Raw genomic sequence first — 23,324 nt, forward strand, 5'->3', positions numbered from 1 at the left:
CATAAAGATAGACACTAAAAGCGGAGGGTGATGAAGGATGAAAATATTAGGCGTGACGGCTGTTTTATTAATTTGTTTGTTAGTGATTTCAGTTTCAATGGACATGCTTCAAGGATTCAGTTTGGGAAAAGCCATTTATAATAATATGTCCAGCTTCAAGATGACATCGGTTGCGGAATGGGTGATGCTTTTATTTTTTGTTTTGATATTGGCGAGAGATATATTCGCGATCTATAAATCGAACAAAAAGAGCCCCTAGAGCGAGGCGCTTTTGTTCAGACGATAATATTGCCGTTTACCTTATCTCTGCTGTTAGTGGTGATGGTTCCTTTGATGATTCGATTTCCGATGATGGTGGAATTCGTTGAGGTGTCCGTTTGAATAGCCACCGCCGTGCTTGGGGAGAGATTGTTGATGGTGTTTCCTGAAATGATAGAGCCTGAGGAGCCGTTGAGATAAATCACAATTGGTTTGCCGGCTGTTCTATTGACTGATATGGTGTTATCAAAAATATCATGAACGCCGGTACTGATATAGATGGTTACTAGAAGAGGAGATCTTTCAAAGTGGTTTCCGATTATAGAGGTTTTTGCACTTGTCGTACAGTAAATCGGGTAATTTTTAAAGTTTTTAAATGTATTGTTTTTAATGATCGCGCCAGCATTGTTTGTAACAGAAACGGCATACGACTCAAGGGGCGCTTCAAACGCATCGGGGTTCAGTGTATTTCCTTCGATCACCGCGTTTCCTTGAGTGATCCAAATGCCGCGGCTGAATTTTCTCAGCACATTATCTTTAATAATCATATCGCCTCCTGAAATGTTCACCCCGTCGATGACTTGAATAAGACAGTTATTCAAAAATGCGGTATCATCAGACAGCACCGCCCGAAGACCGGTACTGCGCCTTGTTTCAGAGAGTCCGTTTTGAATCTGGTTGCCATCTACCTTTACGTCAGAAGACTGATAAACCAATATCCCAGTGTTTTCAAAATTGCTGATTTTGTTGTTTGTGACAAGAACGCTCTTTCCCCTGACATCAATTCCGGTTGAAAATCCGGTAATAAGATTGCCAGCGATCACTGCATCACTGCTTTCTTTTCCTTGTGAAACACCCAGTCCGGTAATCCCGACTCTAGGCGCCGCAGCCCCGTCTGCCGCCCTTCTGAGAATATTCCCCTTAATAACCGTTTGAGTGCCGTACCCATAGCTGATCGTATTGTCTGAGTGGTTTCCTTCTATTGAAATGCCGTACCCGTTAAAATTGGTCACAGAACTTGAAACGTTTCCATTAAAATAGTTATTGCGAATCGAAACATTGATCGGTTCCTCATAATCAATATTTCCTTCACCATATCCTTCAATGTCAATTCCGAATTTCGGCGCTGTTCCATTTCCCGTTCCGGCATCTTCAATCACGCAGCCCTCCACCGTGACTGTGTCACATCCGGTAATCGAAATGTTATTTCTTCTTGATCGCCGAACCTTACAGCGGCGGATGGTAATGTGCTTTGATGTTCGATAATCGTCATTTGTCGTTAAGCCCCGCGGACTGACAATGATCCCATCTCCGGTAAAATCAGAAATGTTGACATCCTCAACGACAACATTCGAACACCCTTCAATACAAATGCCGAAGCCCCATTCATGTGTTGACCTTACTCCCGCTGACGCATACGTATGCTCATCGCGCTCGCCGATAATTTGTCCACCGGAAATGGTTATATTCTCTTGCTTGCCTACATAAAATGCAGAATACCCCCATGAGCTGTTCGGAATGACTTTGATAATACACTCAGAATCCATGACAATATGAAGATTGCCGGGAACAATAATCCCAGCGTTGCGAAACACCTGATTCGCATCCCCTCCAAGCGTCCCGTCAATTAAATATGTTCCTTTCGGGAACCAGACTGTATGGTACCCCTTTGAAACAGCCGACTTGAGGCATTGATTAATCAGTTCTGTCGAATCCGTTTTTCCGTCCCCTGAAATACCGAAATCTGCTGCATTCAAGATGAATTCAGCCAATGATCCAGCCTCCTCCTGCATGATTGTTACTATGATATTCGCGGCAGCCCGATCCGCTTGTACATTTCTCTAAAATTTTATTGAAAAAGTATAAAGAAATACTATCGTTAGAAAATGTAACAAAATGAGACATAAGGAACAGGAAAAACTCACTATTTTTATACCCTTATAGTTTTTCCATTCTGGAACTTCTTGAAATAAGTATAATTTATATTGACACAAGTATTATATAAGAATATGATTTTTATAATACACTTTTTTAAGAAAGGGTTTGGCTGACATGGCTTCGATTGATAACGAAACTATCATCAAAAGCGTCCCGCAAAAAGGGTTCTTTGGTCACCCGCGAGGACTATTTACTCTGTTTTTTACTGAATTTTGGGAGCGTTTCTCCTACTATGGCATGAGAGCACTTCTTCTTTACTATTTGTATACAGAGACAGTAAACGGAGGGCTCGGCTTTGACAAAGGCACTGCGGTTGCTATTATGTCAATTTACGGATCTCTCGTATACATGTCCACTATTATTGGCGGATGGCTCGCTGACCGGTTATTCGGTACTGCAAACACTGTGTTTTACGGCGGGATATTCATTATGTTCGGCCATATTGCACTCGCCTTTCCAGGCAGCACGACAGCATTCTATATCAGTATGGCGCTTATCATAATCGGGACAGGTTTATTAAAACCAAACGTTTCAAGCGTGGTTGGAGATCTTTATACAAAAGAAGACGCGCGCCGCGACTCAGGTTTTAGCATCTTCTACATGGGGATCAACCTCGGCGGTTTACTTGCGCCATTAATTGTCGGAACACTCGGACAGAAGTACAACTATCATCTTGGCTTCGGAGTTGCCGCAGTCGGAATGCTACTCGGACTTATCGTATTTGCTCTGACAAGAAAGAAAAACCTCGGGTTTGCAGGTTCAAATGTGCCGAACCCGCTGTCTAAAAAATCAGCGATTGGCACTGGCATCGGGGCTATCATTGTGGCGGTCGCAGTGATTATTGCTTTGCAAACAGGTCTGCTGACGATCAATCGGTTCATCGACCTTGTAAGTATTCTCGGTATTTTGATTCCTATTGTTTATTTCATTATCATGTTTACAAGCAAAAAAGCCGACAAAACAGAAAAATCTCGTCTTGCCGCTTACGTTCCTTTGTTTATTGCTGCTGTCATGTTCTGGGCCATTCAGGAACAGGGAGCAACTATTCTTGCGCTTTACGCTGACGAACGCACAAGGCTTTCAGTGGGCGGATTAGAACTTCAGTCATCTTGGTTCCAATCATTAAACCCATTGTTTATCGTCATTTTCGCACCAATTTTCGCATGGTTTTGGATGAAGCTTGGCAAACGCCAGCCGTCTACACCAGTTAAATTTGCGTTCGGAATTATTTTAGCCGGATTGTCATTTATTATCATGGTATTCCCTGCCATGCAAGGAAAAGAAGCACTCGTCAGTCCGCTTTGGCTCGTTCTCAGTTTCCTGCTTGTCGTACTGGGAGAGCTGTGCCTGTCTCCAGTCGGTTTATCCGTTACAACAAAACTGGCGCCAGCTGCATTCTCTGCACAGACAATGAGTATGTGGTTTCTGACGAACGCAGCAGCCCAAGCAATCAATGCCCAAGTAGCCGGGTTGTTTGATAAAATACCTGAAACAACTTACTTCGGTACTATCGGCTTGATTTCTATCATACTCGGCGGCATTCTGCTGCTGATTTCACCGATCATCAAACGTGCGATGAAAGGTATCCTATAATAAAGAAAATCCCGCAGATCAGCCCTGCGGGATTTTTATTCGTCTATCCATTTTATTAAGCTTTGCTCGAAGGTTTGCGGTTCCTCCAGCATCGGCTGGTGCCCGCTCTTTTCAAAGATGACCTTTTTCACATGCGGATATAAGCCGTCAACGGCATCCCACAACGATACAGGAGCAACCAAATAGTCATACCTTCCTAAACCGATATAGACAGGAACACGAACGTCTGCTAACCGCTGTATGAGGTTCATCTGCGCGAAGGTATGTCCCCATAATTCATCTATGATTGGCATATTGGTGGAAACACCTTCCCATAAAGCTGCCGCATCCGGTCTCTCTTTATAAAAGCTTTTCGCTTCAGCACGAATACACATGTGCACGAAACGTCTTTCAGGATCTTTTTCTATGTCACCTGCTAAACTAGCAATATCTTTTTCGAAACGTTTCTTTCTCTCAGGACTGGCTGTTTCCCTAAAAAACGCTTCACTGTCCTGCTGTCTCTTTTGACTGTTATCAGGCGCTGAATTGAGAAGGACGGCCTTCCGCACATGCTCAGGATATTTTCTAGCGTATTCTAATGCCATAAACGCGTGCCCCGAATGCCCCATGATGATAAAATCCTTAAGCTGGAGATGGCGTCTTATCGCTTCAATATCGTCCAACACCGCATCCAGGCTTTGATCTTCCGGCCGCAGCGCCCGCGCCGGCTTGGCAAAACCTCTGTGATCGGCAAAGATTCATTGATATTTCTGTTTGATATCCTCATGAAATAGACGCGGGTAGTAAACCGCACTGCCGACCACGAGAATCGGCGCGCCCTCTCCTACAAGACAATAAGATAAATCAAAACCGTCTGAATGACAGATCCCCTTTGTGCCCATTCCTCACGCCCCTTTGTTTTTATATGTTTCATTATAAAATAAAAGCCTGACGCATGGCGTCAGGCTTTTTCATTTATCGTTTTAATTCCTCCAGCGTCACTTTCCATCTGTTCAGCACTTCGTCAGCATGGTGAAGCTGTATCCTGACGCCTGAAGTTACATCAGCGTACTTTGCAACATCCTCCTTAGCTGAAGCGATACGGCAGGCAAAGCGTTCCCTGTCATAGACCGCATCGTTCAGCGGCGGGAGCGGCTCACATTGCAGTTTCACGTAATGAGCAGCTCCCTTCCACCATGCTGTGAGCTGAGCTTGTCCCGTACGAAGGATATTTCCCGCGGTCTCTGTGTGTTTCCACAGGGCGATCCGGATATCCGTCCGATTCAGGGCGATGATTTCTCCTGCGCTGATCATGGCGGCATGCGGCATGCCGTCCTCTGATACCGTCTGCAGAACGAAGGCTTCATGCTGCTTCTCTTTCAGGCGTTCTCCGTCAAGCAGCTCAAAGAGACGGTCTGATAGTTGATTCACGCCGATCAGGCCTTTCGTTCCGGAACAGCGGGGACTTCAACCGCTGTTTTTGTTTCTTTTGGATCGATTTTAAAGGCTGGATTATATTTTTCCGGATTTGTAATGCTTTCTGGTTCACAGGATCTCCATGTGAAAAAACATGTTTGGCATTGATAGACTTCCCATGCGCCTTTTACAGGCGATTTGCTCATGACTTCTCCTTTTTTTGAATCGCATCGAGGACATGTATGCATATCAAATCATCCTTTCCTATTTATTCATCAAGTCCATTAGTTTTTGTTCCCATTCTTTTGTTGTTAATGGGGAATCAAGCGGCTGTGAGTAATGGCCTCTTGTTTCCGGCGCAACAGGTGTTGTGGCGTCAAGAATCATTTTGTGTGTGATTCCTGATGGATTTGATCCCGGGTCAAGCGGCAGAACTGATAAATCCGGTATAATGACCGCATCGTGTTTCGGATGCATTTTTGTAGAGAGCGCCCACATGACCTGCGGCAGGTTGAATGGATCGACGTCCTCGTCGACAACGATAACCATTTTGCAGTAGCCTAGTCCGTGCGGGGTTGTGAGCGCTCGCATGCCGACCGCTTTCGCAAATCCGCCGTAGCGGTTTTTTGTTGATACAATCGCGATTAACCCGTGAGTGTACATAGCGTTCACAGCCACAATTTCATTCGGATACGCTTCTTTTAACTGCTGATACAGCGGCACACAAGTATTAATACCGATCATGTAGTCACATTCTGTCCACGGCATGCCTAAGTATAAATGTTCAAAAATCGGGTTGTTTCTGTGATACACACGTTTAATTTTGATAATCGGCATGCTGCGTCCGCCGGAATAATGCCCAGTAAATTCACCGAATGGGCCTTCATATTCACGTTCTCCGGCAATGATTTCTCCCTCGAGCACAACTTCTGCTCCCCATGGAATATCAAGGTCAGACAGCTTTGATTTTACGATGCGGTACGGTTCTCCTTGGATTGCTCCCGCCATTTCGTATTCGGATTGGTCATAGAGAAGCGGAGTGGATGCCGCAGTTGTAATGACCGGTTCACATCCGAGCGCAATCGTGACCGGAAGATTGATGCCGCGTTCTTCCGCTTGGCGCAGATGGATCGCAATATCGTGCTGCGGCACAGGCTGTATGCCGAGGCGGTCTTTTCCCTTTACCTGCATTCTGTATATGCCGACATTCTGTTTTCCGAAGTTGTCAGGGTCCTCAAGATCACGAGAGATGACGCATGCTTTGTCTAAATAGTAACCGCCGTCTCCTTGGTTAATCCTGAAAAGAGGCAGGATATCGAACAAATTGATGTCTTCTGTGATTTCATTTTCATGAAATGGTGCTGTTTCTTCGCGTTTGACCTCCATCGGAAACTGTTCATATCGCTTTGCGAATTCAAAAAACTGCTCTTTCACCGGTGTATCTTTCGGCAGTCCGAGCATCATCGCGTGGTTCGGCCAAGAGCCGATGACATTCATCGCGATTTGCGCATTGTTGTAGCCGTAAATATTGTTAAATAACAGTGCGGGGCTTTTATCGCCGAGGTTGCTGGCTGCCCGTGCAGCTGCTCCCAGATCTGGCTCAGGCTTTACCTCTTCATTCACCGTTAACAATTGTCCCTCTTTTTCAAGGGCAGCGAGAAATTCTCTGAAATCTTGATAAGCCATCATCAAGCTCCTCCTTTTTGTTTTTCAATTCCATTCCAGCGCTTTGCCTCAGAAAGGCGTATGCCGAATTGGTCCAAAGTTCTGAATACAATATGGTCGACCATTTCTTCTAAGCTGCTCGGCTGATTATAAAACGCCGGCATCGGCGGAAGAATAATCGTACCCATTTTTGTGAGTGCAAGCATATTTTCGAGATGAATCTGGTTTAAAGGTGTCTCTCTTGTTAAGAGAACGAGCTTTTTTCGCTCTTTCAGCATGACATCCGCCGCGCGAGTCAGCAGATTATCCGCCATCCCGGTACGGATGCTCGCAAGCGATTTCATACTGCACGGCGCCACAATCATGCCATCGGTATCAAACGAGCCGCTGGAGATGGCCGCCGCCTGATCCTTATGCGAGTATGTGTATGTGGCCAGCTTTTCAACTTCTTTTAACGTATAACCTGTTTCATGTTTGATGGTAACGTTAGCCCAAGGAGACACAACGAGATGGGTTTCCACTTCCGCTGCCTTCAGCCATTCTAATAGCCTGACACCGAAAATAGCCCCTGTTGCCCCGGTCATACCGACAACGAGTTTCAAATTTTGCCCCTCCTTTACGCTTGAATTCTGTCTTCATTTCAATCATACTCCTGATATATCCATATGAAAAATATTCGTTAAATCTATATTCAATACCTAAAAGGTATATAAAAGGAGGCGCTTCTTTGGACATCCGTCAGCTGCGATATTTCATTACCATTGCCCAAGAACAAAAGATCACCTCTGCCGCCAAAAAGCTCCATATGGCGCAGCCGCCGTTAAGCAGGCAGCTCAAACAGCTTGAGGATGAGCTGGGTGTTGTATTGTTTGACCGCAATAAGAAAAAACAAATGACCCTTACATATGAAGGAAGCATTTTTCTCAAAAGAGCCAAAGAGATTCTGCACAGGTTTGAAGATGCAGTCATAGAGGTGCAAGAGCTCAGGGAGGAGGTTGCCGGCACGCTGGCTGTGGGTTCGACGATTTATTGTGCGGCTCTAATGCTTGAGAAAGTGACGCAAATGAAAGAAAGATATCCGCACCTCACCTTTAATATTTGGGAAAACGAGCCGGCAACGCTGTTAGAGCTGCTGGAAAGCCGGCAAATCGACGCCGCTGTCACGACAACCATGATAAAAAGCGATACCGTACAATTTAAAAAGCTTGACGACATTCCATGTGTGCTCGTTCTTTCTGATGATGCCGGGTATACATGCGGAGACACCATCCAAATGGAGGATATCCCTTCTTTCCCGCTGATTCTGCTGCGGCCTGTGAACGGAAAAGGTGTTTATAATCAGGTCATGAATGAATTTCAGCGTCTTCAGCTGGAGCCGCGTATTGTTTGTGAATGCCACGACTCAGCAACACTGCTCAGTCTCGTCTCATCAGGATTTGGCGCGTCCATATTGCCCGTCACCATGATTCCTGTTCATATGAGAAACCATATTCACACAGTTAAAATTAAAAACAATCCCTTCGTTATGACACCGGCTGTCATGTGGAGAACTGACAGTTATTTGCCAAAACCGGTGCAGCAATTTTTGAATTTATTTTAAGTGTTTTTGTCTCATGAAAACCAAATACTTGACTCATACTAAAAAAAAGTTATCCTTTAGATTTGTAAGCTATTTTTTTATTTCAATAAAATTAATCAGAAAAGTGGGGAATAGAATGAAAAAAGCACTTTTAGCTTTATTCATGGTCGTAAGCATTGCAGTTCTCGCAGCTTGCGGAGCAGGAAATGACAATCAGTCAAAAGATAACGGAAAAAACGGCGATCTTTGGGCTTCAATTAAGAAAAAAGGCGTACTGACAGTCGGTACAGAAGGAACGTATGAACCGTTCACTTATCATGACAAAGACAATGACAAGCTGACTGGCTATGATGTGGAAGTCATCACAGAAGTCGCAAAACGCCTTGGACTGAAAGCCGAATTTAAGGAAACACAGTGGGACAGCATGTTTGCCGGCCTGAATTCCAAACGGTTTGACGTCGTTGCCAACCAAGTCGGAAAAACAGATCGTGAAGACAAATATGATTTCTCAGACAAATACACAACATCAAGAGCCGTTGTCGTGACGAAAAAAGACAACAACGATATTAAGTCTGAAAAAGACGTAAAAGGAAAAACGTCAGCTCAATCACTGACAAGCAACTATAACAAACTAGCTACAAATGCCGGCGCGAAAGTAGAAGGCGTCGAAGGCATGGCGCAGGCCCTTCAAATGATCCAGCAAGGCCGCGTCGACATGACGTACAACGATAAGCTTGCCGTATTAAACTATTTAAAAACATCAGGCAACAAAAACGTAAAAATCGCGTTTGAAACAGGCGACCCTCAGGAAACGTATTTCACGTTCCGTAAAGGAAGCGGCGAGGCTGTCGACCAAGTCAACAAAGCATTAAAAGAAATGAAAGAGGACGGGACTCTTTCTAAAATCTCTAAAAAATGGTTCGGCGAAGATGTTTCTAAATAATATACCGGCACTGACGCTTGGCACGGCGATCCCGTGGGATCTGGTGCAGCAGTCATTCTGGCCGATACTTGCAGGGGGAATCTACTATACGATTCCCCTTACGATTCTTTCCTTTATATTCGGAATGATACTGGCGCTGATTACGGCGCTTGCCAGAATGTCGAAAATGAGACCTTTGAGATGGGTGTTCAGCGTATACGTATCCGCCATACGCGGCACGCCACTTCTCGTTCAATTGTTCATCATTTTCTATCTGTTCCCGGCCTTTAACATTACACTAGATCCATTTCCAAGCGCAGTCATTGCCTTTTCCTTAAACGTCGGCGCCTATGCATCTGAAATCATCAGGGCATCTATTTTATCCGTGCCGAAGGGGCAATGGGAAGCTGGCTATACAATTGGCATGACACACCAGAAGACGCTGTTCCGCGTCATTTTGCCGCAGGCGTTTCGTGTGTCAATCCCGCCATTATCCAATACCTTTATCAGTCTGATCAAAGATACATCGCTTGCGTCTCAGATTCTCGTCGCTGAGCTGTTCAGAAAAGCGCAGGAAATCGGCGCGCGGAATCTCGATCAAATCTTAGTCATTTATATTGAAGCGGCTTTTATTTATTGGATGATCTGCTTCTTGCTTTCGCTCGTCCAGCATGTCATCGAACGGCGTCTTGACCGCTACGTGGCCAAATAAGGAGGTTCCGAGTATGCTTTCCGTTACAGGATTAAACAAATCATTCGGTCAAAATGAAATTTTAAAACAGATAGATATGAAGATAGAAAAAGGAAAAGTCATCGCTATACTTGGGCCTTCCGGTTCAGGGAAAACGACGCTGCTTCGCTGTCTGAACGCGCTGGAGATCCCGAATCGCGGGGAGCTTGCATTTGATGATTTCTCCATCGATTTTTCAAAGAAAGTGAAGCAGTCGGATATCCTTCAGCTCCGCCGGAAATCGGGAATGGTGTTTCAGGCGTATCACCTCTTTCCTCACCGCACAGCCCTTGAAAACGTCATGGAGGGGCCTGTTCAGGTGCAAAAACGCAACAAGGCAGAGGTCAGAAAAGAAGCGATTCAGCTTCTGGAAAAAGTCGGATTGAAGGACAAAATGGATTTATATCCGTTCCAGCTTTCCGGCGGCCAGCAGCAGCGCGTCGGCATCGCCCGCGCACTGGCCATTCAGCCGGAGCTGATGCTGTTTGACGAACCGACCTCAGCGCTTGACCCTGAGCTTGTGGGTGACGTGCTGAAGGTTATCAAGGATTTAGCCAATGAAGGCTGGACCATGGTCGTTGTTACCCATGAAATCAAATTCGCCCAGGAAGTGGCGGACGAAGTCGTCTTCATTGACGGCGGCGTCATCGTGGAGCAGGGGCCGCCGGAGGAAATCTTCTCCGCCCCAAAAGAAGAACGGACCCAGCGGTTTTTGAATCGGATTTTGAATCCGTTATAAAATCCAAAACAGGGCGCCTGCCGGCGGCCCTGTTTTTTTGTTGAGCCTTGTTCGCCTATTCCGCCCTTCTGTCAGATATGCTACAATGACAATCGATTGATTTTTACGAAAGAAGGGACTTCACGTGAAGCGAGAACTTGTTCTGCGCTGGACATTTTATTTTGCCGGTCTGCTTATTTTGTCTTTTGGTGTATCCCTTACGATAGAAGGAAAAGCGCTAGGGATCAGTCCGTGGGATGCATTTCATTACAGCCTGTTTCAGCACTTCGGGCTTACGATCGGCCAGTGGGCCATCATTATAGGTGCGATCATCGTTGGGTTGACGTCATTGTTTACGAGAGCTTGGCCAAAAATCGGAGCGATACTGAACATGCTGCTCATCGGTATTTTTATAGATTTTTTCAATTTTCTCCTGCCTGAACCCTCCGGTTACATGGCTTCCGCTATTGTCTTCTCTCTCGGCGTGCTGCTGATTGGCTACGGCGTCGGTGTTTATGTATCTGCAGGTCTTGGTGCAGGCCCGCGTGATTCGCTGATGATGCTGATTTCAGAAAAAACCGGCTGGAATGTGCAATGGGTGCGAAACGGCATTGAAATCACGATTTTGTTCGCGGCATGGGGCATGGGCGGACCGATCGGGATCGGAACCATTTTGACCGCCATCCTTACTGGGCTGATTTTGCGTTTTTCATTGCCGCAGTCCACACAATTATTACAATATGCTATGGCGAGACGGACAGCCGCTGCCAAAGCGACTCCGCCTCTGCACTAATCTACTGTTACACAAAAACCGGACCAATTACATTTGTCCGGTTTTTTGCTTTTCACTCATGTTCTGCAAGCTTGTCTCATAGATTGGTACTATCTCATATAAGAGAAATACAAGAGACGGCAGGTATCATAATGGAAGTTATCCAACAATTTGCTAGACGCTCCTTCAGCATATTGCTCTTTTTCTTTTTACTCTATTGTTTCATCCTCCTTGAACCCGACAAGCTTTCTATTCCTGTTCCAAATTCCCTGCTTAACGTCAATACCATTTTTCTGAGTATTTTACTTGAGTCCATTCCTTTCATCATGCTCGGCATCTTTTTTTCATCACTGATTGACTTGTTCATATCCGATCAATGGATGACCAAATGGATCGTGAAGAACCCATATGGCGCAATTGGCTCCGCTCTCTTGATCAGCATTCTTTCTCCAGTGTGTGAATGTGCGGTGATTCCAGTGGTGCGCCGTCTGATCCAAAAAGGCATGCCTCTGCACGTCGGTACGGTCATTTTAGTCGGAGCTCCTATCTTAAATCCGATTGTCGTATTGTCCACCTACTATGCATTCAGCAAGAACCTGGAGCTTGTCTATGCGCGCTTCGGGCTGGCCGTCGTCATTTGTATCATCACTGGCCTCATGATGTATTGGTTATTCAGAAAGCAATCAATGCTGAAAGAATCTACATCAGACGCGCGGACAGAATACACCCCGCAGCAGCACAGAAACCGCTTGAGATCTATCGTTACCCATGCGATTGAGGAATTCTTCGACATGGGCAGATATTTAATCGCCGGCGCATTTATCGCCAGTCTTTTTCAAACCTTTTTAAATCGGGGAGCTCTCGCTGAACTGGGAACGAGTGATCTGTCAGGTTCGGCCGTCATGATGGGACTTGCATTTGTCCTTTCACTCTGCTCGCATGCGGATGCTTTTGTCGCTTCTACATTCGCCGGCACTTATTCTCACGCTTCCCTTCTCTCCTTTTTGCTGTATGGCCCAATGCTTGATTTGAAAAATATATTTGTATATGCTGCATGTTTCAAAAAACGCTTTGTGATCGCATTTTTTCTGATCATTTCAGCTTCGGTGCTTGGAATCGCATGGCTCTATGGTGTCATATTCGGATAAAGGGTGGTTGAATTGAAACATACTACAATGTATTCTTTTGAAGCTGTGGTTCGCGGACTTCTATTAATCGGCTTTGCTTTTATGACCTTAAAACTTTATCTGACAGGCGACATTTTACATTTCATTTCTCCCCGCATGATTTGGTTTACAAAGTTCTTTATCTTAACTGCTTTTACACTCGGGATATTGTCAATCATGTGGCGAAAACAAGACAATCGGTACAGCTGCTCCGTCTGTGCATGCAGTCATCAGCATCCACAGACTCACCCATGGCTGTACAGCTTTTTTCTGATACCTATCGCATCAGGCTTCCTTTTCCCAAACCATGTTCTGACAAATGAAATCGCCCAAAACCGAATGTTTTCCACAAATGGTTCGAAAAGCATTGATGACATCAAATCAGAAACAAAAGCTGGTGAAGAAGGAACGGCTTCTACACTTCCAAGCGGCTATGAAAAAGAACTGGCGCGGCAAATGGAGCAAGAAGAAATGATATCTGTAGTGGATAAATATTATGTTCCGGTCGTTCATCTTTTGGTGGAGAATCCGGAATCTTATGAAGGAAAGGAGATTCATATCAAAGGGTTTGTCTATTTTGACGAACAGCTGAACCGCTATATTATCGGCCGTTATGGAATATCATGCTGTATCGCCGATGCCACGGTTTACGGGCTGCCGGTTGGTTTCTCTAAAAAACCTGATATTAAGGAAGGCGAATGGGTTTACCTAACGGGAAAGCTTACAACGATCAATCAGGACGGCGAACGGCTTCCAAACATTTCTGTGACAAACACACAAAAAATCAGCACACCTAAAAGCCCTTATGTATATGAGATCATCGAGGATCTTACTCCGAAGTAAATCAAAATATGATAGGATGGTTTTGACAATCTTTTGCAGACGGAGGATCTAGAATGAAAATTTACGGAATTTATATGGACCGCCCGCTTTCACAGGCAGAATCGGATCGGCTGATGTCTTTGGTTTCCGCTGAAAAACGGGAGAAATGCCGGAGATTTTATCATAAAGAAGATGCTCACCGCACCCTGCTGGGAGATGTGCTTGTCCGCTCTGTCATCAGCGAGCAGTACCAGCTGAATAAAGCCGATATCCGCTTCAGCGCGCAGGAATACGGGAAGCCTTGCATCCCTGACCTCCCCGATGCCCACTTTAACATTTCCCACTCCGGCCATTGGGTCATCGGCGCATTTGATTCAGATCCGATCGGCGTCGATATTGAAAAAATGAAGCCAATCAGCCTCGGGATTGCCGAACGTTTCTTTTCAAAGACCGAGTACAGCGATCTTTTATCCAAACATAAAGACGAGCAAAACGATTATTTTTATCATCTATGGTCTATGAAAGAGAGCTTTATCAAGCAGGAAGGCAAAGGCCTGTCGCTGCCGCTTGACTCCTTCTCCGTGCGCCTGCATGAGGATGGCCGAGTATCCGTCGAGCTTCCGGAATATCATACGCCTTGCTTTATCAAAACGTATGAGGTAGACCCCGGCTATAAAATGGCCGTGTGCGCCGCCCGCCCTGATTTCCCGGAGGACATCACCATGATCTCGTACGAAGCGCTTTTATAAATGGCTCATCAAAAGCTTAATGCCTCGCTCAATATCTTCCGTCTTTACATTGGAAATATTGATTTTTAATAGATTTTCTTTCGGATAGTCTGATAAATAATGGCGGTCAATTGCTTCAAGGAGAACCTCCTGCTTTTTCGCCTTTTGAATCACTCTTGATGCCGGCAGATCCTCAGGCAGCACCAGATGGGTATGCATGCATGGGGCTTGGCCGCTGGAAAATATAAAGCGGCCGCGGCTCGATTGTCCGTGTGTTTGAATAGCTTCATGAAGTCTGAGGAACCGTTCCTTATAGGAATTTCTGATTTTTTCCTTGTGCCTGCCGAACATTCCGCTTTTGATGTAAATTTCTAACGCGGCTTGAGAAATCATCGAGCAGTCAATATCGTTCAACTTTTTGTACGTATGAAATGTGTCAGTCAGCACATCCGGCAAAACGGCGGCCCCCACGCGAAGACCGGGAAACATCATTTTTGAAAAGCTTTTTAAATAAATCACATGTGAGGACAGATCGTACGCGTACAGCGGGTCTGCCTTTTTATTTTCCTCAAGATCACCAAGGTAGTCATCTTCAACAAGATAGACGTCATAGGCTTCTGCCAATCTCACCAGCTCTTGTTTGTCCCGTTCGGCCAGTGAACTCCCAAGCGGGTTATGGAAGCGTGGCATCGTATAAAAAAATTTGATCGGTTCTGTTTGAAACAGCCGCTCGACTTCTGCTAAATCAAGCCCCTCCTCCGTTCTTTTTATCCCGATTGCGGGGATGCCCAGTGTCTCCAGCTGTTCAACCATCAAATGATAGCCTGGCTGTTCAATGGCGATCTTCTTTTTCCCATTGGGAAACGGCATTGCACACAGCAGGGAGAGTGCCTGCTGTACGCCGGATGTGATAAACATATGCCTCTCGTCCGCAAATACCTGCTGATCAGCAAACAGCTTTCGCAGAACAGAGATGAGCGACGGGAGGCCCTTCGGTGTTCCGTATAGAAACAAATCACGCTTGTATGTATCAATCGCTTTGTTGATGCAATGCTGAAAATCCACATACGGAAAAATATCAGGGTCTGGCGCAGATGTTGCAAAGTCGATTGGGCCTGCCTTGCCGTGATGCGGCTTCTTCGTCTTTTTCACAAGATAATAGCCGCTTTTCGGAACAGAATAGATGAGATGGCGTTTTTCCAGCTCTTGCAGTGCGCGGATCACCGTGCTTTTGCTGACTTGATAGCGGGTAGACAGCTGCCGGATGGAAGGAAGCCTGTCTCCTTCTTGATAGACACTGCCTTGCATCATTTCCTCTATCTGTATTAAGAGACTGATATACTTCTCCATTCTTTCTCCCCCTGTTTTGTACCGGTACAGTTCATTGTTTTTCTCATTGTACCGTTCCGATCCTCCCCATACAATAAAAGGGAGCGGCCGGCTCTATTATTTATATAAAGGAGCACTTCCTGTATGTATAAAAATCAGCAAACCTCAGCTTATCTAGCAGCGTTGTTAAATGCATTGATTATCGGTTTATCCTTTCTTTTCGTGAAGATCGCCCTGCAATCGGCAGAACCGTTTGATATTCTTGCACATCGGTTCACCCTTGCGTTTGCAGCAGCTACTATACCTGTCTTATTCGGATGGGTAAAGCTGTCCATCCGTTTAAAAGATGTAATGGCGATTTTGCCGCTCGCCCTGCTGTATCCGGCACTGTTTTTCAGCTTTCAGGCATTCGGCCTGGTGTACTCGTCATCCTCTGAAGCCGGGATCATTCAGGCATCCATTCCGATTTTCACAATGGTTTTTGCCGCTTATTTTTTAAAAGAGCGATCGACGTGGGCTCAAAAAGGGTTCACCGTGTTATCAGTTGCGGGCGTCATGTTTATTTTTGTGATGAAGGGCGTGAACGTAGAATCGGCCAGCCTAAAGGGGTCTGTACTCATTCTATTGTCCGCGCTGTCTTCAGCTATGTACAATACCGCCGCAAGAAAAATGACACAGCGTTTCCGGCTGATGGAGCTTACCTACATCATGTCAGCGATCGGATTTGTCGTCTTCAATGCCATCGCTTTGGTGCGTCACGGTGCTTCCGGAACGGTCGGCACTTACTTCCATCCATTCAGGGAGCCCGGCTTTATCCTCGCAATTGTGTATTTGGGCGTGTTATCTTCGCTCGTGACTTCGTTTATGTCCAACTATGCGCTGTCCCGGATTGAGGCGTTTAAAATGAGCGCTTTTAATCATTTGTCCACCATCGTGACGATGATTGCCGGAGTTGTGATTCTGAACGAAAGCCTAGCCTGGTACCACCTTGCTGGTGCGGTTTGTATTATCATCGGCGTGCTGGGAAGCAATGCCGGTCTCCGAAAAAGAAAGCAAACCGAAAAATCCATTTCTATGAACAAATGAGATGTTATGTTAGAGTTGAAGGAAAAATGGTTTGAGGTGCAGTGTAAGAATGATTCAACACAGTGTCTTCCTAGAGGGAGCCATATCATTACAAGATATGAGATGTTACTTTTTATACCGGCAAAGAATATCAGCATTGTTTTCTTTTATTTATATTTTTCTTTTATCTTTATTGGTGTATTCACTTTATGGATTTCCGTTTACTGTTTATGACAGCGAAACACTTGAAGTGATATATAATGGTATTTTCATAGCGATTCTATCTTTGATCTTTACATTGCTTTTGATTGCTTTTCATTATATGCGGCTGCGTACCAGCTATAAGAACAATACACGGCTAAAACGCCAAAGGACATATACCATGAACCGGCAAGGCATTCAAATTCAATCCAAAAACGATGTTACGTTGTTTGAATGGGATGAAATAAGGGCAGTTGCAGAATATAAACACTTATTCTCTATCAAAACTTCTAGTCACCAGGTCATCTTAGTTCCTAAACGTTTTTTTGTATTCGAAAATGAGCTCCACTCATTCAGACAGCTTGTAAAAGAACAAGTACGTGCCAAAAAAGGAAAACGACAAACTTAAAAGAGGGTGTTCCCTCTTTTATTTAATGAGATATTTTATCTTCTTTCCATCGAGTAACATTCTCTTCAGCTAATGGAGATTAATTTTCAACACTCTCTTCGTTATGAAAATGCTTGTTTTTTTTGAATGGCACCAGCTCCAATAATGCTGATAAACATACTGCACCAAACACACAACCATAATCAGCAAATAATTATGATTCATATCAAAAAACAACCCGCCCACATACACACTGAGAGCGCCGGCGATTTGATGGATAAAGAAATTGATGCCTAGGAGCGAGCCGATAAGCCCGGTTTGAAAGCTTTCAGAAATGGACGCAGCGGTCAGCGGGATCACGCCTGTGTAGCTGAGCCCGAATAACAGCGTAAAGCCCAAGTACCAAAGCTCACTGTTATGAATGCCGAGCGCGGGAATGAGCAGGCAGATCAAGCTAATGAGACGAATGAAAAACAAAATGGAGAGCATCACGCTTCTGCTGCCAAGCAAATCTGACAGCCAGCCTGCCAATAATCCCCCAATGATAATAAACGCCCCGAACGCAGCCATCATTCCGTTGATATGAGAGACATGCGCATCCTCCAGCATGGGAACGAGATGAGCATCAATGATTCCCATTGTAAATCCGCACGTAAATACGCCGAAGTACAGGATATGAATGAGGCGGGACTGCTTTAACACCTTCCAAAATCCTTGCCAGTCATAAGATTTTTTCATTGACTGTCCTTGGACATTGGGCGGGTGCCTCATTCCGAAGGCCAAAAGAGGCAGCAGAACAGCAGCTAAGAAAATGCCCAATATCGTATACGTAGTTTGCCAGCCTGCATAGTAAGGAGCTGCAGCCCAAACTGGTGACAGCAGCAGCAAACCGGCTGAATTTGCATTGGTTAAAATGGCGAGTGCCAAGCCTTTATGCATGTCAAACCAGCGGCTGATAAAATACTGTGTCGTCACGCCAACCGCGCAGGAATAGCCAATTCCGCCGAGCACACCGTAGATCACGGAAAATATATGGACATTCGGCGAATGCGGGAGCGCCAAAAAGCTTGCGCTGATACAGATGGCGCCGATCCCCATAATCTTTCTGACGCTGAACCGGTCAAGAAAAAAGCCGACAAAAAACTGAACGACACCCGTCGTGATCATAAAAATGCTGACGGAAGCCGAAATCAGCGACCGGTCGGCGTGAAAGGTCTCTGCCATCGGGAGCATAAAAAATTGAAAGGAATTTCTGAATGAGTTCATTCCGATGGCGAAGACAAACGTGAACAGCAATACAAACCATTTCATCTTAGGAGACGCGTGAAGGATGTGCTGAGACATTTTTTCCTGACCTGCCTTTATTTGAGTATTGCGACTATTATATCATGAGAAAATTTACATTCTATATCAAAAAAACGAACAGCACAGCGCTGTTCGCTTCTTCATCAGGAACTGGAAATCGGATGCTGATTCAAAATCGCAAATATCCGTTCAGCCACTTCCTCCGTATGTGACAGCAGAAACATATGCCCGCCGTCAAATTCATGGAACGTGGTATGGTTCGCCCACTTCTTCCAGCCTTCCGCATCCCGGATGCATTTTTCGTCATCCAGTCCGTTAAAGACATGGACCGGCGATTGGATCGGTGTCATGTCGTAAAGTTCGAATTGTTCAAGCGCACGGTAATCCGATCTGAACGAAGGCAGGAAAAATGACATGACTTCCTTATTTTCAACGAGCTCTGCGGGCATTCCGCCTAATTTCATAATATGATTGAGAAATTGATCATCAGGCAAATGCGATACTTTTTTCCGTTGAATATGCGGCGGCTGAATCGCAGAGATAATCACGGCCTGCGGAAAAATGCCTTCACGCTCCAGTTTTTGCGCCAGCCTGAAGGTGATCATGCCGCCCATGCTATGCCCGAACAGCACAAACGGCCGATCTGGATGCAAATGTAATTCTTGCTTGTACAAATCAGTCAGCTGCTCGAGATCCTCAACGGCTGACGTCTGATTCGTGCCGTGTCCCGGCGGTTCAGCTGCGAGCATTTCACATTCCCCCTGCAAAAAAGCATGGAGAGGGCGAAATGAAGCCGAGTAGCCGCCGGCAAACGGAAAACAGATGAGCTGCGTTTTTTCCGACGCATCAAATGATTTGAACAGTTGGCTCATTGGCCGGCTCCCCCTTTCATCGCTTCCTTAAGAAAGCGTTATGGTTTGTTTCTTAATAAATTCGCGCAAAATCCCGGCATTCCTATCAAGACATTCGCCCTGCAGCATTTCGGCGTGTGTTCCGAAGCCTTTTTTCACCCGGTAAGCGCCCGTTGTCGCCTCTTCCCACGAGGAAAGCCATTCGGGCATTTCAAAGTCAAGATCAGAGGTCAGCAAATCAATGTCTGCTTTTACTTGGCCCGAGCTGATCAGGTTGACGTAGTATGAGTAGAAGGCATGTGTTTTTTTCTTGAGCCCCTGCTTGACGGCTTCACTATTGAGCGCTTCATTGTCCCGGTTTACATTCATCAGGGCTTCGACATCGTTTTCGACCGTGCGTCCGTCCAGATCACTGACGCCTTGTTTTTTATAGGAATCCACCATGATGATCCGCTGTACGGTGCGTCCTTGCTCTTCAAGTTTTTTAGCCGCTTCAAACGCCAGGCTGCACCCTGCTGAATAACCGAACAGTGTCACAGGCCCTTCCGGCTGAAGCTCCTTGATCAGAGCGGCATACCGGTCAAGACGGTTTTCCTCTTCAATAAAGTCAAATGCGCACAGCTTGTATGACGGCAAGTGCTTGGCCAGGTTCTGATACATTAAGCCATATCCCAATACCGGAGGAAACGCGAAAATGATGTCATCCTGTTCCGGATTCATGATTGTTACGTCCTGAAGTCCTTCTGAGCCCCCGTTTTTCAGGTATGCAGAAATGCCGGCAATCGTCGGCGCTTCAAACAAAAGCTTCACCGGAAGGTCAATTCCGAGCTCTTTTTTGATGCGAGAAGCGGCTGTCATCGCCTTTAAGGAATGACCGCCATGCTCGAAGAAATCGTCGTGGATGCTGACTTGCTTTCTCCCGAGAATCTCGGACCAGATTTGTGCAATTGTTTCTTCCGTTTCATCTCGAGGTCCAATCCATTCTTGCGATATCTGATCTGGCTCCGGTTTTGGCAGCAGACGTTTATTGACTTTTCCGTTTGTTGTTAAAGGAAGCTCGTCCAAGAACGTAAATGTCTGCGGCACCATATAAGCAGGAAGCTGTTTTTTCAGATGTGCCTTAACGTCTTCTGCTGAAAGCTGCGTCCGGTTCACGAGGTAGGCGTTGATTGATGCGTCGCCAGACTCGTGGCGGTCCACTACGACAACCGCGTCTTTTACTCCGGGATATTCCTGCAGCTGTTTTTCGATTTCTTCCAGCTCGATCCGGTGCCCCCGTATTTTCACTTGATCATCAATACGGCCGGCGTATTCAATCGTTCCATCAGGCAGCCAGCGAGCGAGATCCCCGGTTCGGTAAAGTGTTTCTCCGGGTTTGAACGAGTTGGCGGTAAATTTCTGCTTTGTCAGCTCGTCACGGTTAACATAGCCTTTTGATACGCCCATTCCGCTGATGCATAGTTCACCGACCGCTCCGAACGGCTGGAGCTGATTTGATTCATTGAGAATATAAACACTCGCATTGCTGATCGGCTTTCCGATTGGCAGAGAGGAGAGAGTTCCCGGAATCTCGTGCACGACGTGAGCCGTTGCAAACACCGTGCCCTCAGTCGGGCCATAGCAGTTAATCAGCTTGCCCGGCCCCATGATCTTCAGTGCTTTCCTGACATGAGGCACAGACGCGCGTTCCCCACCGAATAACACACAGCGAAGCCCCTTCAGCCAATCCTCTCCCGCATCTGTGAGAAGATTAAATAAAGCTGTGGTCGCAAACATGACGCTGACATTCTCTTGGCGGATGAGACTCGTGAGACGCTCTGGATCAAGCAGTGTATTTTCATCAGCAATAATCAGTCTTGCTCCATTCAGAATGGAAGCATAGAAATCAAAAGTAAATGCGTCAAAAGCGTAATTCGATACAGATAAGAACGTGTCTTTCTCAGAAAACGTCATGTAATCAACGTGCTTCACTAATCCTTGAATATTGGCATGCGTCGTGATATTTCCCTTTGGTTTTCCGGTTGTGCCTGATGTATACATGATATACGCCGCATCATCAGGTGCAATCACGGTTTCAGGATCGCTTGCCTCTTCTTCAAAACGGATGGGATCATCAATGATGAGTGTTTGGCCTGTAAACGGCAGCTGATTCGCTTGCTCTTTCATCTCCTGATGTGTAAGCAGACATGCCGCCCCGCTGTCGATCAGCATATATGAAATTCGGTCATTCGGCAGCTTAGGGTCAACCGGTACATAAGCCGCTCCCGCCTTTAACACACCGAGAATCCCAATCACCAGTTCCAGCGAGCGCTTTGTGTACAATGCAACAACAGAGCCTTTGCCAGCACCTTGCTTTTGTAAACGGCGTGCGAGGCGGTTCGTTTCCTCGTCTAATTCGTGATAGGACAGCGTTCGGCCTGCAAATGTGAGCGCCGGTGCACTTGGATTGACGTCCACCGCCTCCTTGAACCAATCTGTCAGAGGTTTTGGCTCACACGTTTGAGGTGTCGGATTTAAGCCGTTAAGCAAGTACTCTTTTTCTTTTTCATCAATGAAATCAATGGTGTTGACAGGCTGATCGGGATGCTGAATGAGCTGCTGAATCGCTGTGAGAAGCTGGGATTTTAAGCGCAGCATAAACGCTTCATCAAACACAAGCTCATTATAGGCAAGCTTGATCAGCATTTCGTCACCCGGGGAGGCCATCAAATTGAGATCGTAATTTGACTTCTCAAATACATGGACATCCTCCATATCGAATCCGTTTTGACCGCTTTCTTCATTGCTTGCATCCTGAAGCGGATAATTTTCAAACACGATGATGTGGTCAATCAATTTCGGCTGGTTGGCCTGGCTTTGGATGTCATAAAGCGGCACATATTGATGCGGTTCTGACTCAAGTGACTGCTCCTGAAGCTGCTTGAGCAAACCGTTGAATGTCATGTTTTCAGCCAATTTCACTCTACTAGGAACAACGTTGATAAACAGGCCGACCATATGTTCAACGCCTTTGATTTCCGCAGGACGCCCGGAAACGACTGTACCGAAGGTCAAATCGTCAGACCGCTGATAACGGCTGAGCAGTACGCTCCAGACTGCCTGCAAAGCGGTACTCAAAGTGGTGTGCTGAGATTTCGCAAGCTCTGTAAAAGCTTTTGTTTCCGCCTCCGGCAGTGAGAAGAGCAGTTCTTTCGGCTCGTATCCTTCCTTTTGTTTCTTTCTTTGCTCCGCAAACGTCGTCTGTCCTTCAAAGTCTTCCAAGTACTCGCGCCAGTAGCGGAGCGATGCTTGTTTATCCTGCTTTTCAAGCCACTTGATGTATTCCTTATACGGTTTGACAGGCGGCAGACTGTACGGCTTTTGTTCACGCAGGGCGTTGTATACCTTAAACAGATCCTGCACGACGATGCCGAAGCACCAGCCGTCCAATATAATGTGGTGGTAGCTCCACACCCATTCAAAGCTGTTGTCAGCTTTTTTGAAGATGGCTGCTCTCATCGGAATATCACGCGTTAAATCAAAGCCTTTGATCTTATCCTGTGCTTTGTATTCATTGATTTTATCCGTTTGCTCTCTTTCGGATAAATGTGTCAGATCGATTTCTTCTATATGAAATTGACGTTTTTTTAATACGACTTGAACGGGCCTTTTTACTTTCTCGTGAATGAACACGGTACGAAATACATCGTACCGGTCCATAATGACATTCATGCTCTCTTCAAGGCATTTGATATTGAAGTCGCCCTTTACTTTCATCGTAATTTGTTCAAGGTAAAAGCTCTGGCCGGGATTCAGGATGCTATGAAACAGCATCCCCTCCTGCATCGGCGATAGGTAATACATATCTTGAACCTGATCTTTGCTAAATTGACTCATATGTTTCTCTCCCGCCTTCTGTA

Annotated in this window: 19 protein-coding genes and 3 pseudogenes; 12 read left to right on the forward strand and 10 right to left on the reverse strand. The window is 45.8% G+C overall.

Annotated elements, in window-relative coordinates:
* Window positions 1–37 precede the first annotated feature (37 nt).
* Window positions 38–259 carry a hypothetical protein gene (locus NST16_RS15960; RefSeq protein WP_229149888.1) on the forward strand — a complete coding sequence of 74 codons (222 nt, stop codon included), beginning with the start codon at window positions 38–40 and terminating at the stop codon, window positions 257–259.
* A 16-nt stretch (window positions 260–275) separates the two neighbouring features.
* On the opposite strand, the gene NST16_RS15965 is transcribed toward NST16_RS15960, so the two are convergent.
* The gene (locus NST16_RS15965) at window positions 276–2,030 is read right to left on the reverse strand and encodes a right-handed parallel beta-helix repeat-containing protein (RefSeq protein WP_340887515.1); all 1,755 of its coding nucleotides are present in this window, start codon (window positions 2,028–2,030) and stop codon (window positions 276–278) included.
* 280 nt (window positions 2,031–2,310) lie between these two features.
* Between NST16_RS15965 and NST16_RS15970 the strand changes: the two genes are divergently transcribed.
* A complete protein-coding gene (locus NST16_RS15970; protein ID WP_010333011.1) occupies window positions 2,311–3,789 on the forward strand; it encodes a peptide MFS transporter in 1,479 nt (492 codons plus the stop codon).
* Between the two features lie 35 nt (window positions 3,790–3,824).
* On the opposite strand, the pseudogene NST16_RS15975 reads toward NST16_RS15970, so the two are convergent.
* The 5 genes and pseudogenes from NST16_RS15975 to NST16_RS15995 all read right to left on the reverse strand — a co-directional run bounded on the left by NST16_RS15975 (window position 3,825) and on the right by NST16_RS15995 (window position 7,488).
* A pseudogene (locus tag NST16_RS15975) lies at window positions 3,825–4,670 on the reverse strand (alpha/beta fold hydrolase).
* A 73-nt stretch (window positions 4,671–4,743) separates the two neighbouring features.
* Window positions 4,744–5,208: a pyridoxamine 5'-phosphate oxidase family protein gene (locus NST16_RS15980; RefSeq protein ID WP_326201415.1), complete on the reverse strand. Its 465-nt coding sequence runs from the start codon at window positions 5,206–5,208 to the stop codon at window positions 4,744–4,746.
* On the reverse strand, window positions 5,205–5,432 hold the full coding sequence (gene bsdD, locus NST16_RS15985) for a phenolic acid decarboxylase subunit BsdD (protein ID WP_340887518.1): 228 nt from the start codon (window positions 5,430–5,432) through the stop codon (window positions 5,205–5,207). The genes NST16_RS15980 and bsdD overlap by 4 nt, the downstream gene beginning before the upstream one ends.
* Window positions 5,433–5,448: 16 nt before the next feature.
* Window positions 5,449–6,870, reverse strand: a complete 1,422-nt coding sequence (gene bsdC, locus NST16_RS15990) for a phenolic acid decarboxylase BsdC (protein WP_010333007.1) — start codon at window positions 6,868–6,870, stop codon at window positions 5,449–5,451.
* Between the two features lie 2 nt (window positions 6,871–6,872).
* Window positions 6,873–7,488 (reverse strand): annotated as a pseudogene (locus NST16_RS15995) (non-oxidative hydroxyarylic acid decarboxylases subunit B).
* Window positions 7,489–7,576: 88 nt separating this feature from the next.
* On the opposite strand from NST16_RS15995, the gene NST16_RS16000 reads away from it, so the two are divergent.
* The 8 genes from NST16_RS16000 to NST16_RS16035 all read left to right on the forward strand — a co-directional run bounded on the left by NST16_RS16000 (window position 7,577) and on the right by NST16_RS16035 (window position 14,307).
* Window positions 7,577–8,449, forward strand: a complete 873-nt coding sequence (locus tag NST16_RS16000) for a LysR family transcriptional regulator (protein WP_229149882.1) — start codon at window positions 7,577–7,579, stop codon at window positions 8,447–8,449.
* Window positions 8,450–8,564: 115 nt separating this feature from the next.
* Window positions 8,565–9,371 carry a cystine ABC transporter substrate-binding lipoprotein TcyA gene (gene tcyA, locus NST16_RS16005; protein ID WP_010333004.1) on the forward strand — a complete coding sequence of 269 codons (807 nt, stop codon included), beginning with the start codon at window positions 8,565–8,567 and terminating at the stop codon, window positions 9,369–9,371.
* Window positions 9,358–10,062 (forward strand): cystine ABC transporter permease TcyB, encoded by a 705-nt coding sequence (gene tcyB, locus NST16_RS16010; protein WP_339179624.1) that lies wholly within the window; start codon window positions 9,358–9,360, stop codon window positions 10,060–10,062. The genes tcyA and tcyB overlap by 14 nt, the downstream gene beginning before the upstream one ends.
* 13 nt (window positions 10,063–10,075) lie before the next feature.
* Window positions 10,076–10,819: a cystine ABC transporter ATP-binding protein TcyC gene (tcyC, locus tag NST16_RS16015; RefSeq protein WP_010333002.1), complete on the forward strand. Its 744-nt coding sequence runs from the start codon at window positions 10,076–10,078 to the stop codon at window positions 10,817–10,819.
* 124 nt (window positions 10,820–10,943) lie between these two features.
* A complete protein-coding gene (locus NST16_RS16020; protein ID WP_010333001.1) occupies window positions 10,944–11,591 on the forward strand; it encodes a YczE/YyaS/YitT family protein in 648 nt (215 codons plus the stop codon).
* 131 nt (window positions 11,592–11,722) lie between these two features.
* Window positions 11,723–12,718, forward strand: a complete 996-nt coding sequence (locus tag NST16_RS16025; RefSeq protein WP_340887524.1) for a permease — start codon at window positions 11,723–11,725, stop codon at window positions 12,716–12,718.
* A 3-nt stretch (window positions 12,719–12,721) separates the two neighbouring features.
* Complete coding sequence (locus NST16_RS16030) at window positions 12,722–13,579, forward strand: TIGR03943 family putative permease subunit (protein ID WP_445684599.1); 858 nt, start codon at window positions 12,722–12,724, stop codon at window positions 13,577–13,579.
* 53 nt (window positions 13,580–13,632) lie between these two features.
* A complete protein-coding gene (locus tag NST16_RS16035) occupies window positions 13,633–14,307 on the forward strand; it encodes a 4'-phosphopantetheinyl transferase family protein (RefSeq protein ID WP_340887527.1) in 675 nt (224 codons plus the stop codon).
* On the opposite strand, the gene NST16_RS16040 is transcribed toward NST16_RS16035, so the two are convergent.
* On the reverse strand, window positions 14,302–15,636 hold the full coding sequence (locus NST16_RS16040) for an aminotransferase-like domain-containing protein (RefSeq protein WP_340887528.1): 1,335 nt from the start codon (window positions 15,634–15,636) through the stop codon (window positions 14,302–14,304). The two genes, NST16_RS16035 and NST16_RS16040, sit on opposite strands and share 6 nt — an antisense overlap.
* 123 nt (window positions 15,637–15,759) lie before the next feature.
* On the opposite strand from NST16_RS16040, the gene NST16_RS16045 reads away from it, so the two are divergent.
* Window positions 15,760–16,701 carry a DMT family transporter gene (locus tag NST16_RS16045; protein WP_268444273.1) on the forward strand — a complete coding sequence of 314 codons (942 nt, stop codon included), beginning with the start codon at window positions 15,760–15,762 and terminating at the stop codon, window positions 16,699–16,701.
* A gap of 49 nt (window positions 16,702–16,750) precedes the next feature.
* Entirely contained in the window at window positions 16,751–17,290 is a 540-nt protein-coding gene (locus NST16_RS16050; RefSeq protein WP_268449387.1) for a YcxB family protein, read from the forward strand.
* A 79-nt stretch (window positions 17,291–17,369) separates the two neighbouring features.
* Here the strand turns inward: NST16_RS16050 and NST16_RS16055 are convergent.
* The 3 genes and pseudogenes from NST16_RS16055 to srfAC all read right to left on the reverse strand — a co-directional run bounded on the left by NST16_RS16055 (window position 17,370) and on the right by srfAC (window position 23,301).
* Window positions 17,370–18,613 (reverse strand): annotated as a pseudogene (locus tag NST16_RS16055) (MFS transporter).
* 104 nt (window positions 18,614–18,717) lie between these two features.
* Complete coding sequence (gene srfAD / locus NST16_RS16060) at window positions 18,718–19,446, reverse strand: surfactin biosynthesis thioesterase SrfAD (protein WP_010332992.1); 729 nt, start codon at window positions 19,444–19,446, stop codon at window positions 18,718–18,720.
* Between the two features lie 27 nt (window positions 19,447–19,473).
* Window positions 19,474–23,301 carry a surfactin non-ribosomal peptide synthetase SrfAC gene (gene srfAC / locus NST16_RS16065; RefSeq protein WP_340887533.1) on the reverse strand — a complete coding sequence of 1,276 codons (3,828 nt, stop codon included), beginning with the start codon at window positions 23,299–23,301 and terminating at the stop codon, window positions 19,474–19,476.
* Window positions 23,302–23,324: the final 23 nt, after the last annotated feature.

This window comes from Bacillus sp. FSL K6-1005 (assembly GCF_038000225.1).
Taxonomy (GTDB): Bacteria; Bacillota; Bacilli; order Bacillales; family Bacillaceae; genus Bacillus; species Bacillus mojavensis.

What these genes read in the sequence shown, in the direction of transcription:
- NST16_RS15960 (WP_229149888.1), top strand. Translation starts at nt 38, where the DNA reads ATGAAAATATTAGGCGTGACGGCTGTTTTATTAATTTGTTTGTTAGTG.
- NST16_RS15970 (WP_010333011.1), top strand. Translation starts at nt 2,311, where the DNA reads ATGGCTTCGATTGATAACGAAACTATCATCAAAAGCGTCCCGCAAAAA.
- bsdD (WP_340887518.1), bottom strand. Translation starts at nt 5,432, where the DNA reads ATGCATACATGTCCTCGATGCGATTCAAAAAAAGGAGAAGTCATGAGC.
- bsdC (WP_010333007.1), bottom strand. Translation starts at nt 6,870, where the DNA reads ATGGCTTATCAAGATTTCAGAGAATTTCTCGCTGCCCTTGAAAAAGAG.
- tcyA (WP_010333004.1), top strand. Translation starts at nt 8,565, where the DNA reads ATGAAAAAAGCACTTTTAGCTTTATTCATGGTCGTAAGCATTGCAGTT.
- tcyB (WP_339179624.1), top strand. Translation starts at nt 9,358, where the DNA reads ATGTTTCTAAATAATATACCGGCACTGACGCTTGGCACGGCGATCCCG.
- tcyC (WP_010333002.1), top strand. Translation starts at nt 10,076, where the DNA reads ATGCTTTCCGTTACAGGATTAAACAAATCATTCGGTCAAAATGAAATT.
- NST16_RS16025 (WP_340887524.1), top strand. Translation starts at nt 11,723, where the DNA reads ATGGAAGTTATCCAACAATTTGCTAGACGCTCCTTCAGCATATTGCTC.
- NST16_RS16035 (WP_340887527.1), top strand. Translation starts at nt 13,633, where the DNA reads ATGAAAATTTACGGAATTTATATGGACCGCCCGCTTTCACAGGCAGAA.
- NST16_RS16040 (WP_340887528.1), bottom strand. Translation starts at nt 15,636, where the DNA reads ATGGAGAAGTATATCAGTCTCTTAATACAGATAGAGGAAATGATGCAA.
- NST16_RS16045 (WP_268444273.1), top strand. Translation starts at nt 15,760, where the DNA reads ATGTATAAAAATCAGCAAACCTCAGCTTATCTAGCAGCGTTGTTAAAT.
- NST16_RS16050 (WP_268449387.1), top strand. Translation starts at nt 16,751, where the DNA reads ATGATTCAACACAGTGTCTTCCTAGAGGGAGCCATATCATTACAAGAT.
- srfAD (WP_010332992.1), bottom strand. Translation starts at nt 19,446, where the DNA reads ATGAGCCAACTGTTCAAATCATTTGATGCGTCGGAAAAAACGCAGCTC.
- srfAC (WP_340887533.1), bottom strand. Translation starts at nt 23,301, where the DNA reads ATGAGTCAATTTAGCAAAGATCAGGTTCAAGATATGTATTACCTATCG.